The organism is Calidifontibacillus oryziterrae, from assembly GCF_000331575.1.
In the GTDB taxonomy this organism is placed as follows: domain Bacteria; phylum Bacillota; class Bacilli; order Bacillales; family Bacillaceae_J; genus Calidifontibacillus_A; species Calidifontibacillus_A oryziterrae.
Genome location: NZ_ANOK01000004.1, coordinates 218,252 through 229,979, shown reverse-complemented (window position 1 = coordinate 229,979; position 11,728 = coordinate 218,252). Strand labels below are relative to the sequence as shown.

11 protein-coding genes are annotated in these 11,728 nt (G+C 34.5%); 5 read left to right on the top strand and 6 right to left on the bottom strand.

What is annotated here, in order from left to right; genetic code table 11:
• Positions 1 to 17: 17 nt before the first annotated feature.
• Positions 18 to 1,244 carry a metallophosphoesterase family protein gene (locus tag D612_RS0104335; protein WP_026092391.1) on the bottom strand — a complete coding sequence of 409 codons (1,227 nt, stop codon included), beginning with the start codon at positions 1,242 to 1,244 and terminating at the stop codon, positions 18 to 20.
• Between the two features lie 120 nt (positions 1,245 to 1,364).
• Here D612_RS0104335 and D612_RS19375 point away from each other — a divergent pair, with 120 nt between their 5' ends.
• On the top strand, positions 1,365 to 1,505 hold the full coding sequence (locus D612_RS19375) for a hypothetical protein (RefSeq protein WP_017754264.1): 141 nt from the start codon (positions 1,365 to 1,367) through the stop codon (positions 1,503 to 1,505).
• A gap of 112 nt (positions 1,506 to 1,617) precedes the next feature.
• Here the strand turns inward: D612_RS19375 and D612_RS0104325 are convergent, their stop codons facing one another.
• The 5 genes from D612_RS0104325 to D612_RS0104305 all read right to left on the bottom strand — a co-directional run bounded on the left by D612_RS0104325 (position 1,618) and on the right by D612_RS0104305 (position 6,698).
• The gene (locus tag D612_RS0104325) at positions 1,618 to 2,391 is read right to left on the bottom strand and encodes an enoyl-CoA hydratase (protein WP_017754263.1); all 774 of its coding nucleotides are present in this window, start codon (positions 2,389 to 2,391) and stop codon (positions 1,618 to 1,620) included.
• Between the two features lie 165 nt (positions 2,392 to 2,556).
• Positions 2,557 to 4,053 (bottom strand): coproporphyrinogen III oxidase, encoded by a 1,497-nt coding sequence (locus tag D612_RS0104320; protein ID WP_017754262.1) that lies wholly within the window; start codon positions 4,051 to 4,053, stop codon positions 2,557 to 2,559.
• Between the two features lie 129 nt (positions 4,054 to 4,182).
• On the bottom strand, positions 4,183 to 5,046 hold the full coding sequence (locus D612_RS0104315) for a Cof-type HAD-IIB family hydrolase (protein ID WP_017754261.1): 864 nt from the start codon (positions 5,044 to 5,046) through the stop codon (positions 4,183 to 4,185).
• Between the two features lie 136 nt (positions 5,047 to 5,182).
• Positions 5,183 to 5,530, bottom strand: coding sequence for a YlbF family regulator (locus D612_RS0104310; RefSeq protein WP_034725948.1), 348 nt, complete (start codon positions 5,528 to 5,530; stop codon positions 5,183 to 5,185).
• Positions 5,531 to 5,561: 31 nt separating this feature from the next.
• Positions 5,562 to 6,698 carry a DUF445 domain-containing protein gene (locus tag D612_RS0104305; protein ID WP_017754259.1) on the bottom strand — a complete coding sequence of 379 codons (1,137 nt, stop codon included), beginning with the start codon at positions 6,696 to 6,698 and terminating at the stop codon, positions 5,562 to 5,564.
• A gap of 112 nt (positions 6,699 to 6,810) precedes the next feature.
• On the opposite strand from D612_RS0104305, the gene D612_RS0104300 reads away from it, so the two are divergent.
• From D612_RS0104300 to D612_RS0104285, 4 genes are read left to right on the top strand one after another with little or no spacing between them, the layout of a single operon-like run.
• Positions 6,811 to 8,184, top strand: coding sequence for a YheC/YheD family endospore coat-associated protein (locus tag D612_RS0104300; RefSeq protein ID WP_017754258.1), 1,374 nt, complete (start codon positions 6,811 to 6,813; stop codon positions 8,182 to 8,184).
• 11 nt (positions 8,185 to 8,195) lie between these two features.
• The gene (locus D612_RS0104295; RefSeq protein ID WP_017754257.1) at positions 8,196 to 9,266 is read left to right on the top strand and encodes a YheC/YheD family endospore coat-associated protein; all 1,071 of its coding nucleotides are present in this window, start codon (positions 8,196 to 8,198) and stop codon (positions 9,264 to 9,266) included.
• A gap of 4 nt (positions 9,267 to 9,270) precedes the next feature.
• A complete protein-coding gene (locus D612_RS0104290) occupies positions 9,271 to 10,635 on the top strand; it encodes a YheC/YheD family endospore coat-associated protein (protein ID WP_017754256.1) in 1,365 nt (454 codons plus the stop codon).
• On the top strand, positions 10,622 to 11,686 hold the full coding sequence (locus D612_RS0104285) for a YheC/YheD family endospore coat-associated protein (RefSeq protein ID WP_017754255.1): 1,065 nt from the start codon (positions 10,622 to 10,624) through the stop codon (positions 11,684 to 11,686). The genes D612_RS0104290 and D612_RS0104285 overlap by 14 nt, the downstream gene beginning before the upstream one ends.
• The last annotated feature ends 42 nt before the right edge of the window (positions 11,687 to 11,728 follow it).

Sequence of the window (11,728 nt, the reverse complement as noted above, 5' to 3'; positions counted from 1 at the left end):
CTTCGATCGCATCAGTACTATTCTTTTAATAAGTCTCTTAATATTAGTTTTTCTGCATTATTGATAATTTCCTGAAAATCCTCGTTTAACTCGTTTAAAAAAGGGGCCGCTTTACGATTGGAAATTAGACTGGAAAGGGCGAGCTCTAAATCATGGGTACTGTATTCATCAATTCGGTTCAACAAATCACTAATAAAATGAGAATCATTCTTGAGAGTATCACGGTCATATGCAAAATTTGTATTAACCTTACAATCGGAAATCCAAATAAATACATCCTCATTAGCCTCACTAGCATTTATCGTGTCTACAAATTCATAGATAAAGCTTTTCTCCATTAATTGATTATGTAAATTGCTCGTCCCAATTAATTCAATAGTTAAAATCATGCTCCTTTTATCTAGACGATAGGACTCCTTTACATTCTTAATTTTTTCTAGTAACTCATCCAGCATAGAAATACCATCAATCGAGATCAGTATATTTTCCCAAATAACTAGATCAGTTGGAATAAACTGTTGATTCGTCCCATTCTTTGATAATTCAATTAAATAACAGCCTTTCTCACCAGTTTCTTTTTTATGTCTTCCTTGAATATTACCTGGATATATAATCGCTGGTTTTTCACAAAGCACTTGTTGTTTATGTATATGACCTAGTGCCCAATAATCAAATTCCTTTTGTATTAATTGATCAATTGAAAAAGGTGCATAATGATCATGACCTTCTTTTCCTTCAAGATTCCCGTGCAACATGCCAATGTGAAAGAGGGCACCGTCCTCCTTTTTATAATCGTTTGTCATATTTCGAATTATTGCCCTTTGTTCGTAGCTAAACCCATATATATGTGCAAGACATGTGTCATTTTTCACATAACGTATTACTTCAACCTTCGAAGAGAAAAAATAAACATTTCCCGGCCAATTTAATTGGGCCCATTTTCCAGCTAGATGGTCGTGATTACCATGAATTATGTAAACATATATTCCTTCCTTCTCTAACCGTTCAAATTCTGTCCTCATTGCTATTTGTGCCTTTAGGCTCCGATATTCATCATCAAACAAATCGCCCGCTATTAAGATAAAATCAACGTGCTCTAATATTGCTACATTAATGATTTTATGAAAGGATACAAAAGTGCTCTCCTTCAATTTCTCAAATATTTTTGTTGGTAAATAGCTTAATCCTTTAAATGGACTATCTAAATGTAAATCGGCTGTGTGAATAAATTTTAGTGTATCCATTTCTACCACAACTTTCCTCAATTTTATATTCATTTTAACATAACGAACAAATGATCGGTATAATAACAACTTTATATTTTTTAGTTTTTTGGAAAGATTAACGGTGTGGAGGTGATGTATATGTCAAAAATGAAAGCAGATCCAAGCAAAAATGGTGTTGCCGCTGCAAGTGTGAAGGGAAAAATGAATCCTGGACAGCAAAAGGAGCTTATTGAACACTCATTTCAGTCAAATAATAACCAGCAATTCAAAAAAGACTAGCACAAATTATAAAACGATAAAGGGTCAAGCACACTTCTAGACCATCACCTTTAGAACAATATTAACTAAAAGGTATCTAGAATGAGCATGACCCTACAACATACTTATATCATTACTTCCCAACAAAGATAGGACTGCGCTTTTCTAAAAAAGCCTTAATTCCTTCCTTGTGGTCCTCAGATTCACGCATTTTTGTTTGACCAAGTTTTTCCATCTTTAATATTTCTAATAAATTTGAACGACTGCTATCAGCAATAATTTTTTTAGTTTTAATCATCGCTGCTATCGGTTTCTTTAACCATTCATTTGCCTTGTTATAAGCTGCAAATATCGCATCGTCCTCAACAACTTCATCGACCAAGCCCAACTCATACGCTTCAGCTGCAGGATAGGTTTTCCCTTCCCAAATAATTTGTTTAGCCTTAGCGTCTCCCAATCGTTGTTTCATAAAAAAGTGTCCGCCACCATCAGGGATTAAACCGATATTAATAAAATTCATTGCCAATTTAGCAGATTGTGTTGCAATAACATGGTCTGCACATAAAGCGAAACTAAAACCAAGACCTGCTGCTGGACCGTGAATTGCACTAATCACAAGCTTTGGTAGAGCATAAAGCGTCATCATCATCTCATTGATTGTATCCATAACCCGGTTAAACCCATCTTCATCCGTTTCCTGAAGCATTGTTTTTATATCACCGCCTGCTGAAAAAGCTCTTCCGTTACCGGAAATTATTAAAATTTCCGCTTCGCTAATAGCTACTTCTTTTAACTTTTCCAAAAGTTCATTTATCATGGTAATATCCATAGCGTTCAATGCATCAGGTCGATTTAATTGAAGAGTTGCTATTTTCTCTTCAATATTTAATATCACGGTTTGTGACAATTCGTAACACTCCTCTGATAAAAATTTTCATTTTAATGAATAATATTCCTATTTACTATTTTACTAGTTTTATTCCCTAAAAGCATAAGATTTTCTTCAAAATTATTAAAATATTTGAAATAAAACCCAAAAGGCGCAAGCATAAAAAAAGTAAACCCACTAAAATTAGTGGGAATACATTTCAGATAATAGTTTGATTTTTTCATTTGTATAATGCTTAAACCCATCATTATACGTCTTTGGATCTTTTGGATTCGCAAATCTAGTTATTTTCTTGGAGACTGGATCTACAAATTTACTGGAAGCACCACAGCCCAATCCTAAAATGGTTTGCTGCTCCTCCATAATGATAATATTATATAAGCTTTCATGTCCTTTTAATGAATAACCAACATTTTCTAAGTTCCCAAGAATATTTTTTTGACGGTATAAGTAATAAGGCTCGTAGCCATGTTGATTCGTCCACTCTACTGCGGCATTCATCATGTTAATAATTTCCTCACGACCAGCCACTTTATACTTTTGTTTATTTTTAGTCATTTCCGATGCTCGTTTAAATGAAAGAGTATGCACAGTTAATGATTCCGGCATAAGGTTTGCGGTTTCTCTTAACGAATATTCAAACTCGTTTATTCCTTCTCCTGGTAATCCGATAATTAAGTCCATATTAATATTTTTCATACCCATTTGCCGAGCAAGCTTAAATTTCTCAATCGTCTCTTCAACCGTATGATGACGACCAATTGCTTTTAACGTTTCCTGAATATAAGATTGTGGGTTTATACTAATTCGATCAATTCCCCACTTTTTTAGGACTTTTAACTTTTCAACTGTTATTGTATCAGGACGCCCTGCTTCAACCGTAATCTCTCTAATCCTACTTGTATTTGGAAATGATTGATACATTTGATCATACAGCAAATCCATTTCTATTTCAGTTATACTTGTAGGTGTACCACCCCCGAAATAAACGGTTGTCACATTCATTCCACTTTGTTTAAGCCACTTGCCTATCTCTTGTATTTCGTAATGAAGACCACCTAAAAATGAGCTGACAGAGAGGTGTTTGCCATTAATCGCATATGCAGGAAACGTGCAGTATGCACATTTAGTTGGACAGAATGGGATGCCAATATAGATGCTAACCTCATTCCCTAATGAATACAAGTCCGGTATCGCTTTTAGTTGGCTGCTAACAACCCTTTGCATTAACTCAATCTTCTCATTTTGAATCATATACTCCTTTTGCAGACTTTGTCGTGCTTCATTATAGCTTAGCCCGGCAGTTAGTTTCTTATGAAGTAATTTTATTGGCCGAACCCCCGTTAAGGTGCCCCACTTTTGGATTATACCTGTTAATTTTTGCAAAACGTCCAAATACGTAAAGTTAACCGCATGCTTAACAACCTTTTTCCATTCCTTCGAGTGAGGAGTAAGTTTGTTTTCTTTTTCACACTTTGAATGGTACTTCTTGTTTGTTTGAACAACAAGTAAGTCAGCGGTAATCAAAACGCTTTCTGTCCCTGTTAAAGTAAAAGTTACATGCAAATCGGGTGCATCTATAGTAGTAAATGACACTAAACAATCCTCAAAAAACAGTTGTGAAATTAGTTGTATATCACGAAAAAATATAGAATCGATCTCATTAATTTGAATTCGCATTTTTTTCACCTGCTATTTAGTAAATACCGCACACGTCTGTAGTTTACTTAACAATTTCCAGCTGGTCAAATAAAGAAGCTAGTTAAATAAAGAAGCTGCCCAAAATTAATTTGGGCAGCCATACTTTTATTATTTTTTTGTTAATTCACGTAAAAATTTGATTCTTTGCTGCTTTCGGAAATGCTCACGAATCATAAATGAAACACCATTTTCATTGTTTGATCTTGTCACCCAATCAGCTGCTTGCTTCACTTCAAATGGTGAATTCCACATGGCTACACCTAACCCCGCCTGTTTAAGCATAGGAATGTCACTGATTGAATCAGCAATCACTACTGTTTCCTCCATCGCTATTCCAATATGCTCTCCAAGCTGCTTAATAGCTCGTTCCTTCGAAACAAGATTTGGAAGAATCTCAAAAACTTTCTCATCTGTGACCACTACATTTACGTCCGGAAAAGATTTATTAATAATATCTTTTACCTCCGTCATTTTATCCGAACTCGCAAAATACACCTCGATTTTTGGAGCAGCCATTGGAAAATCAACTAACTGGTCACTCAAGCTATCTACAAATTGTGATGGATAAAATAATGGGTCGTTTGAGTTTAAAATCGCTTTTGCAATCAAATTACCCTTTTGCTTAAGACGATTCCCGATCGAATATCGCTCATGAACAAGACGAATTGAACAATGGTAATTTTCTAACACCTGAACGAGATTAAAGGTTTGTTCTTCAGAAATTCGTCTTTCAAATAATGGTTCATCAATGTCCTTTGCAATAAATGAACCGCTATGGGTAATTATGTAACTGTCTAGCTTCAAGGCTTTTGCAATTTTTTTTGCTGATGAAAAATTCCGGCTCGTTACTAATGTAACATATACATCCTTGTCAAGGACATATTGGATAGCATCCTTCGTATCCTTAGGTAATTTCCCATTTGACTTTAATAAAGTACCATCTACATTTATTGCGAGCATTTTATACATCATGATGACATCCCCCTTAAAACAACGTTAATCTCCTTATAATAAACGTATGTATTAAGGAATTCGTTTAGAACTAAAAGCAAAAGGATACTGTCTGATGAATGTCTTAATAGTGATTTTGAATTTTTAAAATAAAAAACTATTTAAATTCCTCTGGAACGCCGTATAGCTTCTCAAGTGGTTGCATGATTATTTTGTTTAAATCGTTAATAATCATTGTCATTCGTCCTTCTGCCTCTAGTAACTTTGAAATAACTGTATGCTGTTGAATAAGCTGAAATTGTTGTTGTGCTTTATGAACTTCAGCCTCAGTTATTTCCTCTCCCATTACTTGTTTTTGCTGAAGCTCGAATTGTGTTTCCCGGAAGCTATCAAACAACTGCTTTGAAGATGGATCGTTTGACACCGAATTATAGTATGATTTCAATGTCTTAAATTCATCACTTTCTCTTAAAGCTTTCTCTAGACTATATGCAATATCATACATAGTACCCAATTGCTCATCCCTCCAATTTGAATTACTGAACCAAAAGCACGATTAATCCTTGAACAATACCGATTCCTCCACCTAATAGTGCACCTAAAAATGTGATCATTTTAAATTCTCGTTTTGAAATTGACAATACCATTACCTCTAAACGTTCAACAGAAAAACCTTCAACTTGATTACGAACGATCTCCGCTAAATGAAGTCTCTCCATCATTTCCTCGATTCGTGTTGCAATAAATTCTCCACCAAGCTCAACCGCTTTCGGAATCCAAACCTCAAGAATGATTTCCTTATAGGCTGCTGTTACTTCACCAATAGTCGAATGTAACCATTTTTTGTATGGAATTTGTTCCGCAATATGGGTTTGCAAAAATGATAACACTCGTTCCTTACCGAGCTTTTGCTCTAAACGGCCTATTCTCCATTCTTTAATTTTATCCCATTCGTTATCTAATAACTGTGTAAGTAAATTAAACGTACCACGATGGCTTAAAAACCTAACTAACTCAGGTTGAATTGAATTAGCGATGGCTTCATTGCTTAAAAACATTTTTACCATATTTCCTAAAGTCCCAAGGTTTTCAAGAAAATCATTAATCATGATGCTTAAGCGTTGTTTACCTTCAGCACTTTCAAAATATTCAATCCCCTTTTCTAATATGTATATGGAAATATCGGGGATTATTGCATCAACTTTTGCTAGCCACTGATTTGGTAACGTTTCTTTTAATGTCTTTGATCGAGCTTGTCCCATTACCTCCTCATACCTGCTTCCAATAAACGCGTTTAATTGTTGTTCTATTTTATTTTCTGAATCCACTACTCCAAACTGTTCAAACCATTGAATAATCTTCTTATCACTTTCTAATATCCGCATCCCTTCAGACTGCGCCCATGTTACCATATCTCGTTTAAAGTTTGGTTCTTTAAATTTACTACGAATACCCTCAGCTGTTAATAAATGGTCCACTACCATCCTACCGAGCTGAACCGCTAACTCTTCTCGGCGCTTCGGAATGAGACCAGGAGTAAATGGCAGCTGTTTCCCCCATATATAAATCGGTTTATAGGGCCTGAATAACATTTTAATAGCTAGATGATTTGTAACTCCACCAATTAAGGCACCAATCACCATCATAAAAACAATCATTATTACAAAATTCATATGTACAACAACCTTCCTCTATCATTTCCTCACACACTACGTTTAATTATCATACTATACGATATCAGCAAATGCCTAGTTTTTAAAGTATGAACCATTGTGAGGGCTTATAATGAATAATTTTTATAAAGTACAGCTTTTACCTTGTGAAGTTGAAAGAAATGACAAGTCCCCCATCATTATAATAAGTCGAAATTTAATGGAGCAAACAAACACCACTGAACTTCAAAAAGTTGCGTTAAGGTCCGGAAAATGTCTCATTGACTGTAATATCGATGTTCATTCTGCCTCACAAGAGGCACAAACCATATATTGTTCCAAAGTTCTTTACGAAAAGCTTTTCCTTCCGGAAAGTCCTATTAACATTTATTTAAAAGTAAATTCAGAAGATGCCATTTGGGAATTTGGCCCTTATATTGGAATTGTTACCGACCAGATAAAAAATAATCATTTTGGAACAATTGATAAATTTATTTATGAATTACAACGATATGCTCGCGAAAAATCATCTTTTTTATATGTGTTTCATTATCAAAATTACCATAATGATTATGTAGACGGATATTGGTATAACGGAGCATCCTCAGGCTGGTATCCGCACAAGCTACCCGTGCCACATGTCATCCATAACCGCATTCATTCTCGCATTACTGAGCGGTCAAGTGCAACAAGCCTATTTTTTAAGCAGCTTGAGAAAGTCAATATACCTTATTTTAATGAGCGCTTTTTAAATAAGTGGGAGGTATTTGAGCTCCTTTGTGAATATGATTATCTATTACCATATTTGCCACATACAAAACTTTTAAATGGAAGAGCAACTATTGAAGAAATGCTTAAAGACTACGAAACCGTCTTCATAAAACCCGTTCACGGAAGCCAAGGAAAAAATATTTTTAAAATTAATCAGCTTGAAGCAGGCTTTAATTTAGACTATACAACGTTCTCAGGAGAAATTGAAAGGTACTATCCAACAATCATGCAGTTATATGATGTTATAAGGCCAAAATTTAAGGAGCAACGTTATATTATTCAACAAGGTTTAAAGCTTTTAAGTTGGCAGGATCGCCCCCTTGACTTTCGCTTGCTATGCCATCAAAAATATGAAAATGAGTGGGTTATTAGCTCACAAGTAGCTAGAGTCTCGTCAAAAAATGAATTTGTCTCTAATATCTCTAGAGGCGGTGAATTATTTACAATTAACCATGTCTTGTTTGAACACTTTGAACAAAAAACCGCAATTCATCTTAAAAAATTGCTAGCTGAGATAGCTATTGAAGTTGCCTTTGCAATCCACCAACATACCGACGGGATTTACGGGGAGTTAGGAATTGATCTTGCACTTGATGAGGACGGAAAGCCATGGATTATAGAGGTAAATACAAAGCCTTCAAAAAATCATGATCTTGGTCTAAAGACTTTACAGGTAAGACCTTCTGCAAAAGCAATTATTAATTTTTGTCACAATCTAACAGCCTGGAATTTTTGAGGAGGGAAATCATGTTATCCTTTGGTTTCTTAACATTAAATAAAAATATTGAACGTAAATATTATACTGAAGTAGCAAAACGAGCCTTAACAACTACAACAGAGGTGTTTTGTTTTTCACCTGCAGACATAGATCCTAACACCGAATTAGTAAATGGAGAAATTTTTAATTCCATTAATTGCAATTGGGAGAGAGCAAGCTTCCCAATCCCAAATTACTTATATGATCGGTGCTTTTACGCAACCGAAGAGCAGTTCCGTAAATATTCTCCAATTGTAAATTGGTTGAAAAAAAGAAGAAATACAACTTTTATCGGTTATGGTTTGCCAAATAAATGGGAAATTTACAAGATACTTTCTGAACATCCAATCTTAAACTACTATGTCCCTCATTCCATAATCGCAACGGAACCAAGCCATATCCTCAAATTTTTAAAGAAATATCAAAAGGTATTATTAAAACCAATCAACGGCTCACAGGGGAAAGGAATTGTTGCCTTATCACTAAAAGAAGGCAGAAAAATTGAACTGCAAACACATATAAATAAACAAATTATCAGAAAGGATTATTCAAATAAGCTGCTACTATCAAACTGGCTAAAAAAACTAATTACCACACACTCCTATCTAGTACAGCCATTATTAAATTTACAAGATCACGATCATCAATGTTTTGATATTAGAGTACTAGTTCAAAAAAATAAACCCGACCAATGGATCGAAATTGGGCGTGGAATTCGTAAAGGCCAACCAGGCTTTTTAATATCTAATCTTCATAGCGGTGGAACAGTTCATAGCTTCAAAAAGTGGTTAAAAACTTATAATCATCATGAACGTGTACTTATAAAGGATGATATTAAAACGATAGTATCCCATTTGCCAACTATTCTTGAACAAAACTTTGGCCCACTATTTGAAATTGGTATTGATATTGGTGTCGCCAAAGATAGAACGATCTGGATCCTTGATACAAACTCAAAGCCTGGGCATCAAACAATACTTCATCTAAATGAAAAAATTGAAGACTTTCTATACAAAGCACCTTTAGCTTATTGTCAGCATTTAGAGCTTCAAAGGAGTTGATTATATGTCTGTTTATACAATAAAAAAGCTTGATGACAATGAAAACTACGTATATATCCCTAATCCACTATATTCTATAGTAAAGCATAGTAACGAAATCTCGTTTGGTACAAAAACCTGCCATTGTATTGTGAAAAAATCCACTAAAGATAAAACAATTTATATTTGTAATAATGTTTGGAAGAGATTAATGATCCCATATACTAGCAAAGTTCATGTTATTCCTAATGAAGAAATGATTCATATTGGTCCATTAGTAGGTGTTTTCACAGCAGGATTCACTGGTTCACGCCTTAGACCGATTGGCGAACGATCTTTATTTTTCGCAAAAATGTTATCTACTGAAAAAACTGTTGGTGCCTTTGCCTTCGTCTTCGGAGCTAACCATATTAACTGGGAAAAAGGGACAATTAACGGCTATTTCCACAACTCTGATGGTTGGATTCAAAGCGAAATCCCTTTCCCTAACGTAATATATGATAGATTACCAAATCGGAAAACGGAAAATCATAACGTTCTCCAAGACATCAAAAAAAGACTGCAAATTGAATATTCAATTCCATGGTTTAATCCTGGATTTTTCAATAAATTGGAGATACATCAAATTCTTAGCAAGCATTCAGTAAAGCAATTTTTACCCGAAACGACCCCACATCCTACGATTACAGTTGTTGATGATTTTTTAAGGAAATATAATAAAGTTTTTATAAAGCCAATTAATGGCAGTTTAGGTTTAGGTATTCAGCAAATATTCAAATCAAATATAGATAACTATTACTACTGTCGGTTTCGCCAGAATGAAAAAAATTACCTTCGCAAATATAAAACGTTAGAAAACCTACTTACACATCAATTTCAAACTACAACATTGCAACATTTTATTGTGCAGCAAGGAATCCAACTTCTAAGAATGAATGAAAAACCAATAGACTTCCGTGTCCATACAAATAAGGATGAGTTTGGAGAATGGCAGGTCAGTGCAATTGCTGCAAAAGTAGCAGGAACGGGTAGTATTACAACTCATATAGGTAGTGGCGGAACAGTAAAAACAATGGATGAAATTCTAAATTTCACAAATCTCCCTACAAACATTGCAAGTCAAATCGAGGAAACCGTTTTATCAATAAGTTTAATTCTAGACAAAGAAATTACCGGCAATATAGGGGAAATTGGATTTGATCTAGGCGTGGATAAAACAGGTAAAATTTGGCTATTTGAAGCTAATTCAAAACCTGGCCGCTCCATATTCAAGCATCCAAAATTAAAGAAATATGACAAATTATCACGTTCATTGCCGATCTCATACGCTGTTTTTCTAACAAAAAAATCGATTTATAATCCAGGGGTGCTTTTTCATGAAAAAACGTAACAAAGAAATTTCGATTGTTGGAATACTAACTTCAGAAGGTAAGAACTCACCGATAACAGGGAATTTCACATTATTTCGTGAACTATCCAAAAGACTTACTTCTATTGGCGGAAAGGTAATTTTATTAACACCAGCATCCTTATGTAATGGCAAACTAAATTATGGTTATGTTTTTAAAGAAGACAAAAATAAATGGTTGTATACAACTACTATTCCTAGACCAACAATTATTTACAATCGGATCCCTTACAGGAAGGATGAGAAAACGGAAAGTTTCCAAGCTTTTTCCGCATGGTGTAACCAGCAATCGATCCCTTTTTTTAATCAAAGTTTTTTATCAAAATGGGATGTTTACAACACATTTAGTCAAGAACCTACTTTACAACAATACTTACCAGAAACAGAGCTTATCACCACTAAAGAACAATTACATCAGCTATTAAAGAGACATAACTCCTTATATTTGAAGCCATGTGAAGGTAGTAAAGGCAATGGAATTTACGTACTTTCAAAACTTAAAAATGAAACGTACCTATTGAGAGCCTATGAAAAGGCATATGGTTCTTCGTCATTTACTAAGCTTTGGAAAGATAAAATACAACCATTAATCTTAAATAGAGATTATCTAGCCCAGCGGCATATCGAGCTTGAGGAACAAAACAATCGGAGCTTTGATTTCCGACTTCTGACTCATTTGCTTAACAACGAATGGGTTATTTCCGGAATGGGAATAAGACAGCGCAAGAAAAATGGTATTACTACTCACGTTTTGAAGGGCGGCAACATATTGAAGCTGGACGAAATTGCAACATCAGTTGACAAAACAAGACTTCAAGAAATAATTTCAAGCTGCGGAGTGACTCTTTCAAGCAAATATCAAAATTTAAAAGAATTCTCAGTTGATATCGGAAAATCAGTTTCTGGACATTATTATATTTTTGACATCAATGCAAAACCAATGAAATTTGATGAAATTGATATATATGAGAGTGGTATAAAAAACCTTATGCAAATTTTTACCGAACATGTAAAAGTGGATACAAAAGTATAACTGTATAACATCCGTATATTTCCCCTCCTTAAGAACAAATTA